We start from the raw sequence: 21570 nt of genomic DNA, 5'->3' as shown, positions 1-21570 counted from the left end.
TCAATGAAGATATTTAAGAAAAACCATTCATTTGCCTTAATTATCATTGTTTTTACCCTCATTACTTATACATTTGTAGACAATCAGCGTATCAAAATCGCCAAGCAGGAAGTGGTTATCGGTCACTTGCCTAAGGAGCTAAATGGTTTCACCATTCTGCAAATATCAGATTTACATGAAAAAGAATTTGGAAAAGATCAAGTTAGGTTGATAAAGAAGATCAATACGTTGTCTTATGATGCCATTGTGTTCACGGGAGATATGTTAAAGAATAGCGAAAGCACGAATTATAAGCCATTTTATGATCTGTTGGATGGTATTGATAACAAGGAAACCGCTTTATTTGTTCCTGGTAATACCGATCCCGAAAGTTATGACAATTTCAATCATAAAACAGATTTTGTTGTTGGGATCGAACAAAGAGGCGTCAAACTGCTTGAATCCAATTATCGTGTTGAAAAAAATACTGGCAAAGTAATTTTCGTGAGTTTTGAAAATGCATTAGAAGGCTCCTCAGAATCAAAAGATGTCTTGATTGGATTAACTCATTATCCGGTCGTGGATGCTAAAATAGACTTCATATTTTCAAAACCAAATCATATAGTCAGGGATCTTGATTTGCTTATGGCTGGTCATTACCACGGCGGGCAAATTAGATTACCGTTGTTCGGCGCCATCTTTATTCCTGAAGGCTCGTATCCAATGGATGGGCTATTCCCTCCACAAGATAGAGTAAAAGGTTTATGGGAGTATCGAAAAATAAAACAATATGTGAGTACTGGATTAGGCAGTAGTGATGCTATACCCTTATTGGATTTTCGATATTTTAACACTCCGGAAATTAACTTACTTATATTGAGAGGCCCTAAGTAATTTTTTTATTGCTTAAACATTATTTAAAATTTCCTGATAACGAAATGTTACTATTTTTACGCCTTAGCTTTTGGAGGGGAAATCATGCAAACGATTGATAAAAAAGTGGTTTACAAGGGGTTTGGATTCATTATTGATAGTGATTTCTTGCTGCCGGAATTGCCGGAATACGAAAGCAAAGATGAACAGATCGATATTGTTTTCGAGTTAACGGATTTGACTGATTTATGGGCTCATCTAAGGGAACAACACGATAGTCCTTTTATTATGAAAGAGAATTTCACAATGTTCCAGGTTCCCAATGTTGCCATCTATCTAATTCAAAATGGTAATCGGGTATTCGTTTCTCCTTTGACTGGCTCCAACGAAGACCTAGTCCGTCTGTTCTTACTAGGAACTTGCATGGGGGCTTTGTTGCTGCAGCGGCGAATTCTTCCTTTACACGGAAGTGCAGTCGAAATAAATGGAAAGGCGTACGCCATTGTTGGTGATTCAGGTGCAGGTAAATCGACGTTGGCTTCAGCTTTTTTAAGGAAGGGATATCGTCTAATTAGTGATGATGTCATCCCTGTGTCTTTTACTAGTGCAAACACACCGGTTGTCACGCCCGCATATCCCCAACAAAAACTTTGGCAAGAAAGCTTAAAGGCGTTTGGCGATGTTTCCGACCATTTACGTCCTATCGTCGATCGCGAGGACAAATTCGTGATACCGGTCCATGACCAATTTGCCACCAAGCCATTGCCACTTGCAGGAATATTTGAACTAGTAAAAACAGAGGAAACTGATATCGGAATTCAGCCATTAACAACTCTTCACAGTTTGCAAACAATCTTTCATCATACATATCGTCATTTTCTTTTGGCTCCTGCAAGACTGATGCAATGGCATTTTCAATTTACTGCTGACCTGGTAAATAGTTTTAAAAGTTACAGAATAAGTCGGCCAGGTTCATACTTCTCAGCACATGATTTAACAACATTAATTTTAAATACAGTTAAAGGGGAGGAATAAAAGTGGATAAACTTATTTCGTTAGACGAGACGGTTGTTCAAAGGAATGGGAATATCACGAGTGATATGGGTGGAGAAAAGGTGATGTTAAGTATCACGAATGGAAAATATTATAACCTGGGTGAAATCGGCGGAGAAATATGGGGGTTAATAGAGTCACCTATTCAAATAAGAAAAATAGTGGATCAATTAACAGATAGCTATAATGTGGAAAACTCCGTATGTCAGGAGCAGGTGTTAGTCTTTTTGGAACAGCTTTTTAATGAGGGATTGATTGAAAAACGTTAAGGAGAACAATCGATGGTAATGTTTTTACGGAAGGTAAGTCGTTTTTTTACGTTACATTCCATTACCCGGAAAACAATGATGGAGGCGTTCCTATTTTTAGGCTGGGCCCGGATTGTAAAGCAATTTCCCTTTAGTAAAATAACACCTTCGCTCGGGAACCACATGGAGGAGACTCCTTTTCATGGAAATGAACATCATGGTGAGATGGTCAAGGATATTTCCTGTGCCATTCATACAATGAGCCGTTATACATTTTGGGAAAGTGAATGTCTTGTTAAAGCACTCGCTGGCATGAAAATGTTAGAAAGGCGCAAAATAGAATGTACGCTTTATTTAGGTACCGGAAGAGATGGGTCTGGGAAAATGATTGCTCACGCCTGGCTGCGAAGTGGCTCCATTTATGTATCAGGTGCAGAAGGAATGGAGAAATTCACAGTAGTAGGAAAGTTTGCGAAAAAGATGTAAATAGATAGCCAGTTATTTCACCCCAAAAAAACTTAGGGGGTAAAAAATGAAGCACCTTTTGTATTTTTTAAAACAGATTCATGTGTATTCTGGAATAAAATTATATATTAATCTTTTATTAATGACTGTTATGAGTTTGCTTGAAGGGATCGGTATTCTATTACTAATCCCAATGATTAGTATGATCGGTATTGCTGATCTAGATGCAGGAGAAAAGCATGTTGCGGCAATCGTAATGTGGTTGAGAAATTTTCCAACCGCAGTTAGTTTGGCAATTATATTAGCTATTTTTATACTCATTGTGATTGTTCAAAATCTAATACAGCATCGTGTCTCAATTCAAAACGCAATGATTCAACAAAGCTTTTTCCGCTATATGAGATTGGAAACATACCGGGCTATCCTTTATGCCAACTGGGATTTCTTTGTAAAAAAAAGAAAGTCCGATCTAATAAATATATTGACAACCGAAATTGTTCGGGCGAGTGGAGGGACGATATCTTTTCTTCAATTTCTTACCGCTCTGATCTTCACATTTATACAAATTACATTTGCTTTCTACCTTTCACCCTATATAACAAGCTTTATATTGGTATTTGGATTCATACTTATTTTTGTCAATCGTACCTTTCTACGGAGGTCATTAACATTAGGTAACAGAAACTATGAATTAGGCAAAGGGCATCTCGCCGGCATTTCTGATCAGATCAATGGTATCAAAGACATTAAATGCAATACTTTGGAAGAGTCGCGAATTGAATGGTATGAATCCATCACCAAGCAAATGCAGGAGGAGCAGTTTGAATTTACAAAGCTAAGAACAAAATCACAATTCTATTATAAAACAGCTTCTGCGATATTAATTGCATCATTTATTTATCTCGCTATAAACCTATTTCAGGCACAGTCGGGTCAGCTGATGCTAATTGTTGTCTTATTTTCAAGACTGTGGCCGCGAGTAGCAGGGATACAATCTTCTATGGAGCAAATTGCTGCAACGCTTCCAGCCTTTAAAGCAGTATGGGTTTTGCAAAATGAATGTAAAGCCGCAAAAGAATTTGAAAGGCGAGGTACGGAGCTTAAGGAACGCCTCAATATTTCGAATGGGATCGAATGTAGAGGTGTTTATTTTCGCTATAACCAAAGTAACTTGGCCTTTGCTTTGCGGAATATTCACTTGAACATACCTGCAAATCAAACGACAGCGATTGTTGGGCGTTCCGGTGCAGGGAAAAGCACGTTAATCGACATAATTATGGGGCTTAATCAACCGGACAGTGGTGACGTTTTGGTTGATGGTGTTCCTCTTACAACTCAAAATCTAATTGCTTTAAGGAATTCTATCAGTTATGTTCCTCAAGATCCGTTTCTTTTCAATGCCAGCATAAGAGAAAATCTGTTATTAATGTGTGAACATGCAACTGATGCGGACATATGGCAGGCACTTGAATTCTCGTCTGCAGCTGAATTTGTACAAAAACTTCCAGAAGGCCTTGATACAATTATTGGAGACAGAGGCATTGTTCTGTCTGGGGGAGAGCGGCAACGGGTTATCCTGGCACGTGCGATATTACGCAGTCCATCAATCTTGGTATTAGATGAGGCAACAAGTGCACTGGACACTGAGAACGAATTGAATATAAAAGAGGCATTAGATAAGTTAAAAGGTAAAATGACGATTATTGTTATTGCCCATCGGTTGTCAACGATTAGAAATGCTGACCAGATAGTGGTTCTGGAAAAAGGAAAAATCATTCAAAATGGTAGATATCTTGAACTTGCAAGTGAAAAACAAGGTATGTTTAGCCGTCTATTAGGAAAGCAGTTAGAAGCAAGCGTATGAACATATTGTGTTGAGAAATCAATTGACTTGAGCGTAATAAAGAATTGAACTTTAGGTAAATTATTTATCTAGCTTATAATCTAAAAATTTTTAGAGTGTTTGTTCTTTTTATAGAACTTTTTCATAAAGGAGATAATAGCGAATGGTAAATGCCTCACGTACCGCATATATTCTACAAATTCATAAAAATCCTGATCAAGTGAATAAGTTCATTCATCAATTAATTGCTGATGAGCAGGCAGATGTCTTTGTTCATATCGATAAAAAAAGCTATGAAAATCTGAATGGGAAAATAGTGATCAATCCGCATGTGAAAGTATTAAGACAAAGTGTCAATTGTGAATGGGGAGATATTGGCCAGGTTGATGCAACGCTCCTCCTGTTGAAAGAAGTGGCAGCGTCACAAAATCATTATGATTATGTTTGTTTAAGAAGCGGCCAGGATTTATTGGTGAAAGATGGATTCAAAAGCTTGTTAACAGAAAATCGCGAAAAAATATATATGAATTATAGAAAAATGGATGATAAACACTTAGGTTTCATGAAGATTAATTGGCCTAAAGCAGCGAGGAGGAGATATACTGCCGCCCACCCTATCCGGATGTATAGAAGAATCCTGCTAACCTTTTATGGCAAGGGTATAAATCTTTCACCGAATACTAACAGTTGGCCAAAAGAATTCTCGTTCTATAAAGGTTCGCAATGGTTTTCCATTCCATTCGAAGTAGCCAAGTACATTATTGGCTTTTTAAAAGATAACCCGTGGTACTATAAATTTTTTGAAAATACGTTGGTTCCGGATGAAAGTTTTTTTCAAACATTAATTATGAATTCCCCTTATAAACATGCTGTCATCAATAACAATCAAATGTTTTTGAAATGGGGAGAAACATTAGGCGAGCGGAATTCTCCTCAAAATTTAACAATGGAAGATGTTCAATCAATCGAGAAATCGAATTGTTACTTTGCTAGAAAATTTGACGAAAACATTGATTCTGAGATCATACAGTATTTTACGGAAAAAGTTAAATTTGAAAATGATAAAAAAAAGGAACTAGTCTACTAAATTTTTGGAGGATACAGGTCCATGAAAAACCTGGTTAATCATAATGAAACCGAGAATAAATCCATCCCTTATCGGATAAATAATTTTTCATTTGAATATAAGAAGGTGTGGGAATTAGAAAGGGACTTTGGTTCCTCTTTTTTTTTACTGGATGTCAATAAATTGAGGAAAAATTATCAGAAAATCGAGGATGCATTTAAAAGCAGGTATGAGAACTTTATTATCGGCTACTCCTATAAGACTAACTATCTTCCTTATTTGTGTAGAGAATTATCCAAATTAGGTGCATATGCAGAAGTGGTTTCACGGTTGGAATATGACTTAGCGATTAAAATTGGCGAGGATCCAAAACGAATCATATTTAACGGACCAATTAAAAGCAGGGATGATATTCAATATGCCCTGAATAATGAAAGTATCATTAATATTGATTCTTTTTATGAGGCTGATTTTGTAAAAGAATATGCTCGAGAGCATCCGGTGAAACAAATAAAAATTGGTATAAGATTGAATTTTGATATCTCCGAAAATGGAATCAGCCCCCATCAAGAAGGATATGAAATTGGACGGTTTGGAATCTGTGTAGAAAATGGGGATTTTCATGATGTAATAAAACAGTTAAAAGAACAAAAAAATATCAAGATAGTAGGTTTACATGGTCATTTTTCCACAAGGGAAAGAAAGGTGGAAACATATGGGAAAATTACCGAAAGACTATGTCAAATTGCAAAAGAATCAATTATTGATAGTTTAGAGTACATTGACATCGGAGGCGGTATGTATGGTGAATTGCCTAAATCCTTTAATACCGTTGTCCCGACTTTCAATGAGTATGCACATTCAGTCTGTGAAGTAATGAATAAAGAATTTAGTGGTCACGAAAATAAACCCACTCTAATATTAGAACCTGGACTAGCGATGGTTGCAAATGTTTTTATTTTCATTACAAAAGTCATTGATACAAAAACAATTCGAGATAAACATTTTGTTCTGGTAGATGGCAGTGTTCATAATATCAAACCGACTATGCATAAGAAGAATTTGCCGATGAACTATATTCGTCAAAATGAGGAACCTGGAAAAGCAAAAGAAATTTTTAATATTGTCGGGTATACCTGTATGGAAAAAGATTATTTAGCCCATGAAATAGTCGATGTATTGCCTCAAAAAAATGATTATATACTTTTCGAAAATGTTGGGGCCTATACAATTGTTTTCAATCCTCCATTTATAAAAGAACGTCCAAGTATTATTGCAATGGATCAAGATGAGTTAATTGAAGTTAGACGTAAGGAAACGTTCCGCCAATTTTTTAATGAAGAAATTTATTGTTTTTAGTAAATATGGAAAGGAATAAACCTATGAACATCTTAATTTGCAGTGCTGGGCGACGTGCAAAATTAGTAGAGTATTTTAAAGAAGAGCTTCATAAGATTGGCGGAAAAGTGGTAGCGGTAGACTGTGATCCAACAGCTTCTGCTTTGTATCATGCTCATATTCATGAAGTAGTACCACGTATAGATGACCCAAATTATATCAATCACATCCTTGATTTATGCGGAAAATACGATATCACAGGTGTCTTGTCCTTGATTGACCCTGAATTAGCAGTACTCGCGAATTCTAAAGAGGAGTTTGAAAGAAATTTAATCCAGGTTATTGGATGTGACAAAACGGTTGTGGATATTTGCTTTGACAAATATCTCACATATCAATTTTTGCATGAACATGAAATCCCTTGCGTTCCAACTTACGTAGATATCAATAATGTTTTCGATGATTTAAATAGTAATGAAATAGAATTCCCGTTAATTGTAAAGCCGAAAAAAGGAAGTGCAAGTATAGGTGTTAACAAGGTAACAACCATTCAGGAGCTTATCATGTACCAAGATAAAGCTGAAGAAATCGTTATACAACCCTTTATTTCAGGTGAAGAATTTGGTGTAGATTGCTATATAGATTTTATAAATAATGAAGTTATTAATATTTTTATGAAAAGAAAAATTTCAATGAGATCAGGTGAAACGGATAAATCAGTTTCCTACAAAGATCCCTTATTAAAAGAGCTTATTGAAAAACTAGTAATTGCTCTTAAACCCATAGGCCCAATAGATATAGATTGTTTTAAAACTGAAGATGGTTATATGATATCGGAAATAAATCCAAGATTTGGTGGCGGGTATCTACATGCCCATGTATTAGGCCAAAATTTTGTTAAAAATATAATTAATAATTTAAAAGGTTTGCAAAATGTTTCCAATGATTGTGATTATGAAGAAGGTAGAAGATTAGTGAAATTTGATAATTTTATCGTATTATAACCTAATCTTGATTCACACGAGATAAGCGGGAAATATTGTGAGTTTTTTCGATAACCTAATAAAGACTTTATATTGATTGGGAAGCATATCAAGTCACTTTTCACCCCTTCGTCAAAACAGAACAATTGGGCCTTATTGTCACCTAGAGTGACAGCAAGGTCTAGTTCATTTAAAGGCCAGACCCGGGTTTAAATGGCCATGTTTTTATTCAGCTAGACAATGAATAACGCCCCCGTTATAACCGCTGTAGCGGATTTAACGGGGGCGTTTTTGGGGTGGACCCTTTTATAAACCAAAAATATCCATATATTCTTCAAGGCCTGAAGCAATTGCGTCAAATAGAAATTCACCCATAATCATTAACGTGATAAAGGTTAAAACGTATGTTAGCAGCGAGCCATATGCGATATCCAGCCCATTGTTGAACGGGCTTTTATAACTGGAGATTACAAGGGCGGGCACTAGGAAAATTAAGCCTATTAAACTGATTATCAGCAAAACAAAGGCGAAAGAAATCTTTAGCAAGCTAAACAATACCGCGACTAGCATAAGTGCCGTAAATGGAACGAGAAGCGTGCCAAAACGGGAAGCTACTTCCTTGAAGGTAGCATTGACCTTACCCAATTTTACTGCTGCAAACGTGAATGCCGAAATCAGAAGAACAAATACGATAAATCCGAAAAATGGCTTTATGACAACTGAGCCGAAAGGAGGGGTAATCTCTCGAACGGCGTTTCCGAAAAGTCCTCCACCAAAGTTGCCCATGTCTGAAATAATGCCTTTTAATACGAAATAGGACATTAGCGGGACGAAAAGGGAAAACAAACAGACCGTGATGATTGCGTTGATGAATTGTTCCCCGCCAACCTGTGTGCTGGTGGAGAAAGGTTTCTTCAACACCTCAAGGACAAATTTAATGTATTGCCGGGAAATGGCTTTTGTTGTTTCAAGGTATTGGTTCGTTGCGGTTGAACCATTTGCCGTTTGGGTTGGCGCTGCGGTAAATTCCACTGTTGCGGCACTTTCATTTTGTGCCCCGGTTGTCAGGTTTGTTCCGCATTTTTCGCAAAACTTGCCGCCAGAATTATGATGATTGCAATTTGGACAATTCACTTTATGAATCCCTCTTTCCTTTATAAATGGTTATTACTTGCTCCAAGCAGTTGTATATCGTTTTGGATCCGTTTCTTTAAACTCTTTTGCATTCTCCTCGCTGTATCCCCAGGCATTGGAGTAATCGGCGACTGTCCATTTCTTCGCAGTCTCATCGTAGACAAGTTTATAGTTCCAGTGCTCGATTTCCTCACTTAATTCAGGCTCTTCTTCTCCATAATAATAATCGGAGCTGTATGTTTCCTTTACTTTTACATTGGCGATCCAATTGTCGCCATCATGGGACAATCGGAATGAATCCAAATCGACAGTTGTGCCCAAAAACGTGCCTGTAAACAATCGCCCGTATTCTTTGTCCCTAGCAATTTCGGAAGCGAGCTCGTCCCTTTTTTCAGGCGTATAGGTTGTCATTATGTTTGCATCCCCGGCCGTATAGGCTTGTATCCATTCGCGGGCATTCAATACAACCGTATCAATAATTGACTTTTGGAAAGCGTCGTCCTTGGTAAAGTCGAAAGTAATCCAATCGCCATCGACGGCTATTTCATCGGACTTTGTTTCTCCCCATGGGAAATTGCCGATAGCCTGTATCCGAAGCGAACCGTCCGTCACAACTGGGCCAAACGTTGCATCAGTGAACGGATTCACACTGATTTCTTTTCCGTTTAACAACGTCTTTCCGGTAAGCCCGGTATCGACATAATCAGAATTAAGCCTGATATTATGCCCTTCAAGATACATGTCTATTTCATGAGTTTCGGGATTTAGTAAATGAACTTCCCGTTTGTCCTGCAGCGTGACATAATCGTTTTTTAGGATGGCTTCCACTGTATAAACGCCCGGAACATACGGTCCGACCATTTTCGAGTAATTCGGTGAGTCGGCCGTCGCGACTTTTTTTCCATTTACTTTTAAAACTGTGTCTTCGTAATTCGTTGATAAAGTGACATAGGTTGGTTTAATGGTTATGTTGTAATCATCGAAAAGGAAGGAGCCTTTGCCCTTTTCCAAATTGAATAATCCTCTTGGCATCGTATCTTTTATGTATTGGTCCGCTGACTCTGAATCGCTTTTTACTTTATCGTAGTAGGCTGCCTGATCCTTCAGCGTTTGTATGAAAGTTGAGACTGAATCTGGATTGTCATCCAGGTATTTAACAAGGCCATTCAGCGATTTCGCATCAATTTTTAATTTCTTATCCGTGGAAACAAGCAAGTCGGCCAATTCATCTTTATCTTTATCGATCAAAGCAGTTTCAAACTTTTCAATTTTGCGTTCTTTGCTTGTCATTGCTTCCCCTGTTTTAAAAGCTCCAAAAAAGAGCGCTCCACAAACGGCTCCCGCAATGATAAACTTTTTTGTTTTGGGGTTCATTGGCTTTGATGGCTGCTGTGGTGCGGTTTTTTCTGGATTGTTTGTTGCGGCGGCCGCCGATGGTGTCCCGCATTCCTTGCAAAATCTCGTTTCAGCGGATAAAGACGCCCCGCATTCTTTGCAGTACTTCATGTAAACATTCCTCTCTGTAAAATTGGTATGCTGTCGGAAAATTAATAGGCTTTTAGTCACGCCCTTTCAGACTATTTTAATAGCAAAAATAGTAGAATAGACTGATTTTATCCTATTTTGTCGAAAAATGGAATAGTAAAATAACATCATTCCCTTGTTGTTTTGGAAAAAGTTTTCAGTGCTTTACTAGTTATTCGTTTTGGTAACGGTGGCGGGAAAATACAGTTTGAAGATGGGTATTAAGAGAGAATTTATGCGATTCGTGTACGAATTGAATGTGCCGTTTTGAAACGCTTTGCGGACTTTCTAGCTGGATGGCGAATGGGGTGTATTTGGCGGCGGAGTGGTGATGGGCTGGGCTTGGTGTATGGGCCAATTTTTCCAAAAAGAATCTTTAAAAAAGTTAACGGAATATTCACATTCGTTTGTTGGGGGGATAATCGGATTCTGTAGAATTAAGGGGAGAACATATGAAAGGAAGCTGAGTTTATGATACTGAAGGAACGAACGGAGTCCGCGGATTTGCTTTGCATGCGGTCTTTGAATGGGCGTATGGAGCTGTCTGAGAGCGAAAAGTTTTATTTATCGATTCTGGAAGCGGGGTTCGAGGGGGAGGTGGCATTCGACAAGCTTTCGGCAAAACTTAAGGAAGAGAGGTATATTTTGAATAATTTGTTGCTCGAGGCGAACCGCTCTGATTTTCAAATCGATTCAACTATCATTTCCGAGGGAATCATTGACGCGATTGATGTGAAATATTACAAGGGCGATTATGTATGGAAGGATGGCGAACTTTACACAAAGCAGACAGGCAATAAATGCAAGAATCCTTTCGAGCGGCTTAACAGAAGCAATTATCTTTTCAATCAATTCCTCCGCGAGAACAAGCTGAATTTCCTCGTTCGATCCACTCTGGTCTTCATCCATCCTGAATTCACCTTATACAATGCTCCCGAAGACGGATCTATTATTCACCCGACCCAGGTAAACCGATTCTTGGCTGAAATGGACAGCCGTCCTTCCAAACTGCATGATGGCCATAAGAAACTGGCTAATATTCTATTAACGTCCAATAAGGATGACAGCAACTATTCCAAGTTGCCGGCGTATACGTATGAGGGGGTGAAGAAGGGGATATTTTGTGGGAAGTGCCTATCTAGGATGACTACTTTGAACAAGTATTTTTTGATTTGTATTAATTGCGGTAGCAAGGAAAGGGTTGAGACCGCAATTGGAAGGAGTGCAAAAGAGTTAAAATTGTTATTTCCACAACGAATAATGACTACAAAAAGTCTTAGAGAATGGTGCGAAGCTGATTTTAACAGCCGTACATATTTAAGGGTTTTGCAGAAGCACTTTAATATTATAGGAGAAAAAAAAGGGGCACATTATGAATGAAGAGTAGCTATGGATACCCGTCTTCTAGTGGTGGACATGTTGTTCCAATATGGAATAATCCAGTTGACTAAATTCGGAGTGACATTGTTAGGGTAAAATTCGAAAAGGAAGTCACTCAAATCCGGATAAGTGACATTGATTGGGCAAAATCAGTAAAGGAAGTCACTCAAATTCGGATAAGTGACAATGATTGGGCAAAATTCAAAAAGGAAGTCACTCAAATTCAGATAAGTGACTTTGATTGGGCCAAATCAGAAAAGGAAGTCACTTAAATCCGGATAAGTGACATTGATTGGGCCAAATCAGAAAAGGACGTCACTTAAATCCGGATCAGTGACATTGATTGGGCAAAATTTAAAAAGGATGTAAGTCAAAGTCAGATGAGTGACAATGAGTGGGCCAAATCAGAAAAGGAAGTCACTGAAATTCAGATAAGTGACTTTGATACGGAAAAAACAGAACAGGAAGTCACTTAAATCCGGATAAGTGACATTGATTGGGCAAAATTTAAAAAGGAAGTCATTCAAATTCAGATGAGTGACAATGATTGGGCCAAATCAGAAAAGGAAGTCACTTAAATCCGGATAAGTGACATTGATTGGGCAAAATTCAAAAAGGAAGTCACTGAAATTCAGATCAGTGACATTGATTAGGTAAAAACCGAAAAGGAAGTCCCTTAAATCCGGATGAGTGACATTGATTGGGCAAAATTCAAAAAGGAAGTCACTGAAATTCAGATCAGTGACATTGATTAGGTAAAAACCGAAAAGGAAGTCCCTTAAATCCGGATGAGTGACATTGATTGGGCAAAATTCAAAAAGGAAGTCACTGAAATTCAGATCAGTGACATTGATTAGGTAAAAACCGAAAAGGAAGTCCCTTAAATCCGGATGAGTGACATTGATTGGGCAAAATTCAAAAAGGAAGTCACTGAAATTCAGATAAGTGACATTGATCAGGTAAAAACCGAAAAGGAAGTCACTTAAATCCGGATAAGTGACATTGATTGGGCAAAATTCAAAAAGGAAGTCACTGAAATTCAGATAAGTGACATTGATTAGGTAAAAACCGAAAAGGAAGTCACTTAAATCCGGATGAGTGACATTGATTGGGCAAAATCAGAAAAGGAAGTCACTTAAATCCGGATAAGTGACATTAATTGGGCAAAATTCAAAAAGGAAGTCACTCAAAATCAGATAAGTGACATTGATTGGGCCAAATCAGAAAAGGAAGTCACTTAAATCCGGATAAATGACATTGATTGGGCAAAATTCAAAAAGGAAGTCACTTAAATCCGGATGAGTGACATTGATTGGGCCAAATCAGAAAAGGAAGTCACTTAAATCCGGATAAGTGACATTGATTGGGCAAAATTCAAAAAGGAAGTCACTGAAATTCAGATAAGTGACATTGATTAGGTAAAAACCGAAAAGGAAGTCACTTAAATCCGGATGAGTGACATTGATTGGGCAAAATCAGAAAAGGAAGTCACTTAAATCCGGATAAGTGACATTAATTGGGCAAAATTCAAAAAGGAAGTCACTCAAAATCAGATAAGTGACATTGATTGGGCCAAATCAGAAAAGGAAGTCACTTAAATCCGGATAAATGACATTGATTGGGCAAAATTCAAAAAGGAAGTCACTTAAATCCGGATGAGTGACATTGATTGGGCCAAATCAGAAAAGGAAGTCACTTAAATCCGGATAAGTGACATTGATTGGGCAAAATCAGAAAAGGAAGTCACTCAAATCCGGATGAGTGACAGAGATTTGCCCATAAGCCGAAAAGGTGTCACTCAAATCAAGGGACGGTTCCTTATGAACTACCGAGTGAAACTAGTTTCTTCCTATTATTCTGGTTCAGCCGACCAATGCCAGCCAGATTTTAAAAGAAGCCGCTCGGGTTGCCCGGGCGGCCTTTTTGATTTATAGGACTTTTACGAAAAAGTGCCGGTTCCTGGGTCCGTCAAATTCGCAAAAATAGATGCCCTGCCATGTTCCGAGCAATAGTTGGCCCTCATTGACGATTACGAGTTGGGAGGAGCCGACTGTGCTGGCTTTCATATGCGCGGCGGTATTGCCTTCCATATGCCTGTCGGCTTCATGGTGCCACGGATAGACTTCATCAAAGCGGCGGATCATGTCGCGTTTTACGTCGGGATCGGCATTTTCATTAATGGTGATGCCGGCTGTCGTGTGTGGGCAATAGACGATGACCGCCCCTTCCTCCAAGCCCTGGTCTGATACAAAGTTTTGAATGAGTTCGGTCACCTCAAGCATTTCGTCACGGTGATTCGTTTGCAGCGTGAATTTTTTTAACATGCAAAACCTCCCCTTTCTCTTAGTGTCTACTTTACTACAACGAAGTGGAGGCTGTCTTTAACGGTGAAGGGGAGTTTCTTCGGGCAATGTTGCTTCATTTTTTTCCTTGCGTGTTATAAGGGCAAGGCTTCCCAAAATGATTAACAGGCCGGCGAACATTCCGGAAGTAATTTGTTCATGCAGGACGATGGCTCCCCATACCATGCCGAACGGCGGAATCAAAAATGTCACGGTAACGGTTTTCGTTGGGCCGACATGCTCGATTAGGTAGTAATAAAGGAGATACCCGAAGGCAGTCGAGAAAACAGCGACTCCAAGCACGGAGTACAAAACGACTGGTGCCAGGTAGATTGTTTGCCCCGGAAAACCGGCTGTAGTTACCGGAATCAATAACAGTGTGGCGCCCATCAGCTGGCCAAATGATACCGACAACGGAGAGCAGTTCTTGAACGTTTTTTTCGCATAAACACCACCAAAAGCATAGGAAACAGTCGAGAGAAGCGAGCACAAACTCGCCAGAAAAACCTCCAGGCTCGGCTCAACTGGACTCCAGCAAACGGTAATCACAACGCCGGCCAACCCGAGCATAATCCCGAGGCTTTTAGAATAAGTGAGCCCTTCCTTCATCCAAACCCAGGCCGCTATCGCTGTGAAAAAGGGAGTCATGGCATTGATGATTGCTAATATAGACGCATTCAAATGAACGGCCGCCAGGGAAACGAGCGTGAAGGGGATGGCGGAATTCAGTGCGCCGATGATGAAATAGTGTTTCCATCGCTGCCTGAGATGGACCGGTTTTTTGAAAAAAAGAGCGATCGCCAATAAAGCGAGAGCCGCAAAGGTAACCCGCCCTTGGGAGGTAAGGAATGGCCCGATCGCCGGGGAGGCAATCCGCACGAATAAGAAGGATGACCCAAACAAAGCCGCCAACGCAAACAAAACAGCTAGTTCCTTAATTTTCACACGCTTCGCCTCTTAATCTTTTACTTATTCCTTTTTTCTAATGTATTCCTGCCGGGGAAAACGGTGATGTGCGGCTTGCCGCCCGGGGCGTGAGTGATTGAAATTCGATTTACATAGGTCCTCATCACCAAAAAGGAGAGAGTACAGGAGGATTCGCACGCTTTTTGTTGAACCTATTACTAATAACATAGGTAACCATAGTGTTATCCATATGAGAAAGGGGGCTTCCCTATGACCTTCAGTCAAACCGAGACCTTTTTTCTCGATTCACATAAGGCTATGAAGCTATTGGAAATTAATAAGTTGCTGACTAAATCGTTGCATTTGCATGAAGTACTTCAAAATTTAATTACTGCCGCAAGTGAATTGGTCAGCACTACCGACACTTTTATTATTTATTTGTTTGATGAGTCCACTCAAAGGCTTAAGTTTGTGGAAGGCAAAGGAGTCGATGCAGAAGCATTGCAGGAGATAGCCTTTTCTCCAGGTGAATCGATTACGGGGCGTGTATTTTCTGAAAAACAAGCGATTCTTTTTAAATCAGAGCAGGAAATAGATGATTTCATGTGTACGATGTCACCTGATAACTATCGTGCTTATTTGAAAGGGGTATATGGAAGGAAAATCAAAAGTGCTTTTTGTGTCCCGATTATTTACAACGATTGCTGTTTTGGGGTGCTGGTCGTTGATAGTTTTAATCATGATGGGCTTTTTTCCATGGAGGATATGGAAGTGATTAAAATTATCGCGGATCAAAGTGCGATTGCAATTGAACATTCCAGGGTTTATAACGATTTGCTAATGCAACATAAACTGCTTATGGATTCTATCTCGATCCATAAAAAATTCTACCAGCTTATTATCGATGGGAATGGAATTGAATCCATTCTCTCTTTACTGGAAGAACTGATTCAATCTTCGGTTATCTATCACGAAACATCAATATATGAGAAAAGAGAAAGGTATTTTCCAATCATCCGTAATCAGGAGATTTTGGGAGTGCTTGAATTGGAAAAGCCTTTTGCGGAATTTCATGAGAATGAACAAATGATTATTGAGAATGCAAGCCTTACGATGGCGCTTGAAATCACAAAGGATAGTGCTTTGATCGAACAGGAACTCCATTTTCGCAATGAGGTTTTTAACCAGTTAATTAATGAGCAGAACCAATATGATGTTAATCGTCTCCTGCATTATTTGAAGTGGGAACGGACGAATGACATTCAATGTGTGATTATTGAAGGTGCCGACAAGCCTTTATGGGAAAATAATAAGATAAAGGAAAAACAATGGATTGTTCTTTCGATTCAGAAATTGCTTGATAGCTTCTGTAAAAATAGTTTTGTCGTGACGCACACATACCAGCTTATTCTTTTGATTCCAGGAGGGGTTACTGAGGATGTAGTGAAACAACTACTAAACGAAATGGACCGGATTTTAAGTGGACGGAACATTTTAATTGGAATTGGCCGGCAAACAACCATACCCCAACTGGCCACCTCCTACCAGGAAGCGCTTCGTTCCATCAGCTTTGGAAAAACTTCTAAGGCGTCAAATGTAATTGAATATTCAAAGCTCGGCATGGAGCGGTTATTCCATGAAATTGAACAGCAGACCATCGACATGTACATCCACGATAAAATCGGGAAACTGCTGGAAGCTGATCCGGTTTTGCTGCATACATTGCTTTGTTTTATCCGGAATAATAAAAACCATAAAGACACGGCGGCAGAGATGCATATCCACGGAAACACGTTGTATTACCGTTTGAAAAAGATTGAAGACGTGCTTCAGTTAAGCCTGAACAATGAAAAAGAATGGGTTGATCTTATGATTGCAACCCAATTATATGTGGTGACCCACAAGGTTTGAGTAAAAACTTTGTGGGTTGCCACATTTTTATTTATTATTTGGAATATTATAATAAATTTTAATCAAGAGAAGAGGTGAGGAAGAAATGGCTCAAACGTACTTTAATTACATCAATGGCGAATGGGTGCCAGCTCAATCCGGAGGGGTATATGCGAGCGTCAACCCGGCTAATACGGAAGAAGTGCTGGGGTTTTTCCAAAAGTCCGATCAACGTGATGTAGAGGATGCGATTACAGTCGCGGAACAGGCGTTCAAGACATGGTCGCAGGTTGCTGTCCCGGAGCGGGGGGACGTATTGTTCAAATTGATTTACTTGCTGGAAGAGCAAAAAGAGGAATTAGCAGCGATTATTACAAAGGAAGTCGGGAAGACGTATAAAAACTCTTTGGCGGAAGTCAACATCACGATTGATGCGATGAAGCAATTCAGCGGGGAGGCGACCCGTTTAAAAGGAGAAACCGTCCCTTCCAAGAATGCGGACATTTTTGCCTACACGGTCAGGGAACCACTAGGTGTCGTTGGGGTCATTGCTCCTTATAACTTTCCGCTTGGTATTGGAATATGGAAGATTGCACCTGCCATCGTTGCCGGGAACACGGTGATTTTTAAGCCGGCGAGCAATACATCACTGATTAGCGTGAAAATCATTGAGCTTTTTGAAAAAGCGGGTGTGCCAAAAGGGGTTGTGAATATGGTGACGGGCCCTGGCGGTGTGATTGGCGGTGCGATCGGCGCTCATCCGAAAATAAAAGCCGTTTCGTTTACCGGTTCAACAGAAGTCGGTCTGGCACTGGGAAGGGCAGTAGCGGTCCGCGGCGGAAAAATGCAGGCTGAAATGGGCGGAAAGAACGCCTCAATCATTCTTGAAGATGCGAATCTTGATGAAACGATCCGGAATGTTGTCACCAGCGGATTTTTTGATAATGGACAACGCTGCACCGGGACGAGCAGGTTAATTGTGCCAAGAAGCATATCGAAAGAGGTTATTGCTAGATTGGTTGACGCTGCGAAAGCCTTACATATTGGCGATGGCTTTGATGAAAAGGCGGACAACGGCCCAGTCATTGATGAAAGCCAAATGAATCTTTATTTAAAACATATCGATCTCGCGGTGGAAGAGGGCGCCGTCCTTGAATGCGGCGGCAAGAGGCTGACGGATCAAGGCAGGGACAAAGGCTATTTTGTCGCCCCGACCGTCTTTAGCGGCGTCACGCCTAAAATGACGATTTTCAAGGAGGAAATCTTCGCGCCCGTCATCGCGGTTAGTGAAGTCGATTCCTATGAGGAAGCCTTGGAAGTAGCGAATGACAGCGAATTTGGCTTGTCCTCTACCATTTATACAAAAGACCTTGAGAAAGCGATGCACTTTGTGAAGCATATTCAGACAGGCGTCACACACGTAAATATTCCTTCGAATTATTTTGAAAACCAATATCCTTTCGGTGGTAAAAAAGCATCCAGCCTAGGTCCAAGAGAACAAGGCTCGACAGCCCTCGAATTTTGGACAGAATATAAGACCGTTTATATTAAAGCTTGAAAAATTTTAACGAGGAGGGAGTGGGCGCATGGCCAAGGTTGGTGTAATTGGATGCGGACTGATGGGAAGCGGAATCGCTAAAAACTTGCTTAAGCATCACTATCACGTGCTTGCCTATGATATTAATCCGGATGCGGTAAAGGAATTAGCCAGTCTTGGCGCGATTTCCTGTACAAGCCCTGAGGAGATGGCAAGCGAGGTTGACTATTTAATTTTATCCCTTGCCTCACCAGAGGTCATTCGCGATACTCTTTTGCATGGCCAAAAAGGCGTTCTTTTTAAAATGAAAAAAGGATCGTTCATTTTGGACATGAGCACGAATGACGTAAAGCTGACAAGGGAAATCCATGGGATTGCTACGGGGATGGGTGTTTCGTTTTTTGACTGTCCCTTAAGTGGAGGCCCAGAAGGAGCTGCAAACGGGACATTGACGATTATGGTTGGAGGAAAGAAAGAGGATTATCCAAGCATTCTCCCGGTTTTGCAGGCAGTTGGAAAGCATATCGAATATGTCGGGAAGAGCGGAGCGGGGCAAACCGTCAAGCTTTGCCACAATATGGTCGTGGCAGGTGTTATTACTTTATTAAGTGAAGCTTTTCTTACTGGTGAAAGATCAGGAGTTCCAAAGGAAAAGCTTGCTGGTATCCTTCAAAAAGGGTCGGGGCAGACGCGGGCGATGGATGTATTCGGGGTCAATATATTGGATGAATCGTTTGATAATGTGAAGTTCTCCCTTGCAAATATGGCGAAGGATATCCACTTGTATCGCCAATTGGCAGAGGATTCGAGCATTCCCACCTTTGTCAGTGATATGACCCATCAGCTATTTCATTTAGGCAGGAACAAAGGAATGGGCCAGCAGGACTCATCAGCGGTTTATCGTGTTTTAAAAGAGATGATGGAATAACTGGGAGGAATGTTGTATGCAGGACTTTTTTGAAAAGCTGGATGAAATTTATGATGAATTAGTTTGCATTCGCAGATATTTGCATGAATATCCGGAGTTATCTTTTGAGGAAGAAAAAACAGCGGAATACATTGCTAATTACCATCGTGGACTTGGCCACGAAGTCCGGACAGGCGTTGGCGGCAATGGTGTTGTAGCCTATTTAAAGGGAGACCGTCCTGGTCCGACTGTGGCATTGCGGGCAGATTTTGACGCCCTTCCGATTGTTGAACAAACAGACCTGCCATTTAAGTCTAAAAATGACGGGGTGATGCATGCTTGCGGCCATGATGGCCATACTGCTGCATTACTCGGCCTGGCTAAGGTTTTAAATGGGATGAAGCAGGAATTGGAAGGCACGGTCGTCTTTATCCATCAACATGCGGAGGAGTTGCCTCCAGGCGGTGCGATTTCGATGATTGAAGATGGCTGCCTGGATAGGGTGGATGTGATTTTCGGTACGCATTTACAGGCGCAAATGCCCCTAGGTGAAATAGGGTATCGAGTGGGAGCTATCCAAGCCGCTCCCGACCGGTTTGATATTAAAATTCAGGGGCGCGGAGGACATGGCGCTTATCCGCATCAAACGATTGATAGTATCGTAGTCGGAGGCCAGCTCATTAACAATCTCCAGCAAATTGTAAGCCGGAAGGTGGACCCTTTGGATTCCGCGGTTGTATCAGTCACTTCATTCGAAGCAAAAAATCCATACAACGTCATTGCGGATACTGCCGAAATGATTGGCACAGTCCGGACCTTTAAGGAAGAGACCCGTACTTTTATAGAAAAAGAAATGGAAAGAGTTGTTCGTGGAACGTGTGAAGTGAGCGGTGCGGACTATGAGTTTACGTATACACGCGGCTATCCAACCCTTGTGAATCATAAGGAAGAAACAGAATTTGTTGCCCGTTTGGCGGAAGGCGTGCCTGGTGTGGAGAGGGTGGCGGAAACGGAACCGGTCATGGGCGGGGAGGATTATGCTTACTACCTGCAGCATGTTAAAGGCACGTTCTTTTTTACCGGGGCAAAGCACCCGGAGTGGAAGGAATCATACCCGCACCATCATCCAAAATTCGATATTGATGAGCGCGCCCTGTTAATAGCCGCAAAAATACTTGGAAAAGCAACATTGGAATATGTGAAGGTTCATGCGAAAGAGGCGGTAGGCTGATTTGTTTTTGCCAAAAGCCTAAATCCAAATGCGAAAAAGGGGGAAGGGAACATGAGTGAAAATGCTGTGAATCTATGGAAGGATTGGCGCTTGCATCTTACTGTACTCGCCATTGTCGTTGTTGCTGAACTTATTGGCACACATCAAATTCCAGTTGGAGCAGGGGTTATTTTATTGTTGCCGATGCTGTATGCAGTCATCATCGGTATTGCCGTTTATTTTACGCCGGCTGTTACCAAAAAACAGTCCGAGAATGCTGAAAATCTCGTGTTTATTACCCTAACTCTATTAATCGCAAAATTCGGGGTTCAAGCTGGCCCCGCTCTGCCCTTGCTAATAGAAGCAGGTCCGGCACTCATTCTCCAGGAGATTGGAAACCTGGGTACAATTATACTCGCATTGCCGATAGCGGTTTTACTAGGTTTAAAGAGAGAAAGCATTGGGATGACACATTCAATTGGCCGTGAACCCAACCTGGCGCTTATCACGGATAAATACGGCCTTTCTTCTCCAGAGGGACGCGGTGTGATGGCCATTTATATTTTCGGTACAGTCTTTGGATCGATTTTCTTAGGACTCATTTCAGGATTTTTAGCGACAGCCACTCCTCTTCATCCCTACTCATTTGGGATGGCATCCGGTATTGGAAGCGGCAGTATGGCGGCTGCTTCCCTTGGGCCTTTAGTAGCAGCTTATCCGGAAATGGCGGACGAAATTGCTGCCTTTTCCGGAGCAAGCAACCTTTTAACATCTGTTACTGGATTATACGCAAGTATATTAATCGGTTTGCCGTTAACTGAAAAACTGTATAATGTTCTATCGAGAATGAGAAGCAAAAAAGAAGTTGAAGCGAACACAAAGGGGGCATAAT

The 21570-nt window shown here is 40.5% G+C and carries 18 protein-coding genes; 14 read left to right on the top strand and 4 right to left on the bottom strand.

Annotated elements, in window-relative coordinates; translation table 11 throughout:
* The first annotated feature begins 3 nt into the window (after positions 1-3).
* The 8 genes from RB160_RS05315 to RB160_RS05280 all read left to right on the top strand — a co-directional run bounded on the left by RB160_RS05315 (position 4) and on the right by RB160_RS05280 (position 7869).
* Positions 4-873, top strand: a complete 870-nt coding sequence (locus RB160_RS05315) for a metallophosphoesterase (RefSeq protein WP_316569194.1) — start codon at positions 4-6, stop codon at positions 871-873.
* A gap of 81 nt (positions 874-954) precedes the next feature.
* Positions 955-1887, top strand: a complete 933-nt coding sequence (locus tag RB160_RS05310; RefSeq protein WP_316569588.1) for an HPr kinase/phosphorylase — start codon at positions 955-957, stop codon at positions 1885-1887.
* Entirely contained in the window at positions 1884-2174 is a 291-nt protein-coding gene (locus RB160_RS05305) for a lasso peptide biosynthesis PqqD family chaperone (RefSeq protein ID WP_316569587.1), read from the top strand. Before RB160_RS05310 ends, RB160_RS05305 begins: the two co-directional genes overlap by 4 nt.
* A gap of 18 nt (positions 2175-2192) precedes the next feature.
* On the top strand, positions 2193-2639 hold the full coding sequence (locus RB160_RS05300; protein WP_396954673.1) for a lasso peptide biosynthesis B2 protein: 447 nt from the start codon (positions 2193-2195) through the stop codon (positions 2637-2639).
* A gap of 46 nt (positions 2640-2685) precedes the next feature.
* On the top strand, positions 2686-4482 hold the full coding sequence (locus RB160_RS05295; RefSeq protein ID WP_316569192.1) for an ABC transporter ATP-binding protein: 1797 nt from the start codon (positions 2686-2688) through the stop codon (positions 4480-4482).
* Between the two features lie 142 nt (positions 4483-4624).
* Entirely contained in the window at positions 4625-5548 is a 924-nt protein-coding gene (locus tag RB160_RS05290) for a beta-1,6-N-acetylglucosaminyltransferase (protein ID WP_316569191.1), read from the top strand.
* A gap of 21 nt (positions 5549-5569) precedes the next feature.
* Complete coding sequence (locus RB160_RS05285) at positions 5570-6886, top strand: type III PLP-dependent enzyme domain-containing protein (protein ID WP_316569190.1); 1317 nt, start codon at positions 5570-5572, stop codon at positions 6884-6886.
* Positions 6887-6909: 23 nt separating this feature from the next.
* Entirely contained in the window at positions 6910-7869 is a 960-nt protein-coding gene (locus RB160_RS05280) for an ATP-grasp domain-containing protein (protein WP_316569189.1), read from the top strand.
* Between the two features lie 285 nt (positions 7870-8154).
* Here the strand turns inward: RB160_RS05280 and RB160_RS05275 are convergent, their stop codons facing one another.
* Complete coding sequence (locus RB160_RS05275) at positions 8155-8982, bottom strand: zinc ribbon domain-containing protein (RefSeq protein ID WP_316569188.1); 828 nt, start codon at positions 8980-8982, stop codon at positions 8155-8157.
* A gap of 33 nt (positions 8983-9015) precedes the next feature.
* Positions 9016-10488, bottom strand: a complete 1473-nt coding sequence (locus tag RB160_RS05270; RefSeq protein ID WP_316569187.1) for a zinc ribbon domain-containing protein — start codon at positions 10486-10488, stop codon at positions 9016-9018.
* Between the two features lie 489 nt (positions 10489-10977).
* Here RB160_RS05270 and RB160_RS05265 point away from each other — a divergent pair, with 489 nt between their 5' ends.
* On the top strand, positions 10978-11886 hold the full coding sequence (locus RB160_RS05265; RefSeq protein WP_316569186.1) for a nuclease-related domain-containing protein: 909 nt from the start codon (positions 10978-10980) through the stop codon (positions 11884-11886).
* Between the two features lie 1928 nt (positions 11887-13814).
* Here RB160_RS05265 and RB160_RS05260 read toward each other — a convergent pair.
* Complete coding sequence (locus RB160_RS05260; protein WP_316569185.1) at positions 13815-14210, bottom strand: secondary thiamine-phosphate synthase enzyme YjbQ; 396 nt, start codon at positions 14208-14210, stop codon at positions 13815-13817.
* Positions 14211-14267: 57 nt separating this feature from the next.
* Positions 14268-15173, bottom strand: coding sequence for a DMT family transporter (locus tag RB160_RS05255; protein ID WP_316569184.1), 906 nt, complete (start codon positions 15171-15173; stop codon positions 14268-14270).
* Between the two features lie 231 nt (positions 15174-15404).
* On the opposite strand from RB160_RS05255, the gene RB160_RS05250 reads away from it, so the two are divergent.
* From RB160_RS05250 to RB160_RS05230, 5 genes are all read left to right on the top strand, one after another.
* Positions 15405-17045 (top strand): helix-turn-helix domain-containing protein, encoded by a 1641-nt coding sequence (locus RB160_RS05250; RefSeq protein ID WP_316569183.1) that lies wholly within the window; start codon positions 15405-15407, stop codon positions 17043-17045.
* A gap of 85 nt (positions 17046-17130) precedes the next feature.
* Positions 17131-18582 carry an aldehyde dehydrogenase family protein gene (locus RB160_RS05245; protein WP_316569182.1) on the top strand — a complete coding sequence of 484 codons (1452 nt, stop codon included), beginning with the start codon at positions 17131-17133 and terminating at the stop codon, positions 18580-18582.
* Between the two features lie 28 nt (positions 18583-18610).
* Positions 18611-19489 (top strand): NAD(P)-dependent oxidoreductase, encoded by an 879-nt coding sequence (locus tag RB160_RS05240; protein WP_316569181.1) that lies wholly within the window; start codon positions 18611-18613, stop codon positions 19487-19489.
* Positions 19490-19505: 16 nt separating this feature from the next.
* Complete coding sequence (locus tag RB160_RS05235) at positions 19506-20699, top strand: M20 family metallopeptidase (RefSeq protein WP_316569180.1); 1194 nt, start codon at positions 19506-19508, stop codon at positions 20697-20699.
* 51 nt (positions 20700-20750) lie between these two features.
* Positions 20751-21569, top strand: coding sequence for a DUF3100 domain-containing protein (locus tag RB160_RS05230; RefSeq protein WP_316569179.1), 819 nt, complete (start codon positions 20751-20753; stop codon positions 21567-21569).
* The last annotated feature ends 1 nt before the right edge of the window (position 21570 follow it).

Source organism: Neobacillus sp. YIM B06451, assembly GCF_032667185.1.
In the GTDB taxonomy this organism is placed as follows: Bacteria; Bacillota; Bacilli; order Bacillales; family Cytobacillaceae; genus Bacillus_D.
This window is presented reverse-complemented; position numbering and strand designations above follow the sequence as displayed.

What these genes read in the sequence shown, in the direction of transcription:
- RB160_RS05230 (WP_316569179.1), top strand. Translation starts at nt 20,751, where the DNA reads ATGAGTGAAAATGCTGTGAATCTATGGAAGGATTGGCGCTTGCATCTT.
- RB160_RS05250 (WP_316569183.1), top strand. Translation starts at nt 15,405, where the DNA reads ATGACCTTCAGTCAAACCGAGACCTTTTTTCTCGATTCACATAAGGCT.
- RB160_RS05300 (WP_396954673.1), top strand. Translation starts at nt 2,193, where the DNA reads ATGTTTTTACGGAAGGTAAGTCGTTTTTTTACGTTACATTCCATTACC.
- RB160_RS05260 (WP_316569185.1), bottom strand. Translation starts at nt 14,210, where the DNA reads ATGTTAAAAAAATTCACGCTGCAAACGAATCACCGTGACGAAATGCTT.
- RB160_RS05315 (WP_316569194.1), top strand. Translation starts at nt 4, where the DNA reads ATGAAGATATTTAAGAAAAACCATTCATTTGCCTTAATTATCATTGTT.
- RB160_RS05240 (WP_316569181.1), top strand. Translation starts at nt 18,611, where the DNA reads ATGGCCAAGGTTGGTGTAATTGGATGCGGACTGATGGGAAGCGGAATC.
- RB160_RS05280 (WP_316569189.1), top strand. Translation starts at nt 6,910, where the DNA reads ATGAACATCTTAATTTGCAGTGCTGGGCGACGTGCAAAATTAGTAGAG.
- RB160_RS05235 (WP_316569180.1), top strand. Translation starts at nt 19,506, where the DNA reads ATGCAGGACTTTTTTGAAAAGCTGGATGAAATTTATGATGAATTAGTT.
- RB160_RS05270 (WP_316569187.1), bottom strand. Translation starts at nt 10,488, where the DNA reads ATGAAGTACTGCAAAGAATGCGGGGCGTCTTTATCCGCTGAAACGAGA.
- RB160_RS05265 (WP_316569186.1), top strand. Translation starts at nt 10,978, where the DNA reads ATGATACTGAAGGAACGAACGGAGTCCGCGGATTTGCTTTGCATGCGG.
- RB160_RS05295 (WP_316569192.1), top strand. Translation starts at nt 2,686, where the DNA reads ATGAAGCACCTTTTGTATTTTTTAAAACAGATTCATGTGTATTCTGGA.
- RB160_RS05285 (WP_316569190.1), top strand. Translation starts at nt 5,570, where the DNA reads ATGAAAAACCTGGTTAATCATAATGAAACCGAGAATAAATCCATCCCT.
- RB160_RS05245 (WP_316569182.1), top strand. Translation starts at nt 17,131, where the DNA reads ATGGCTCAAACGTACTTTAATTACATCAATGGCGAATGGGTGCCAGCT.
- RB160_RS05290 (WP_316569191.1), top strand. Translation starts at nt 4,625, where the DNA reads ATGGTAAATGCCTCACGTACCGCATATATTCTACAAATTCATAAAAAT.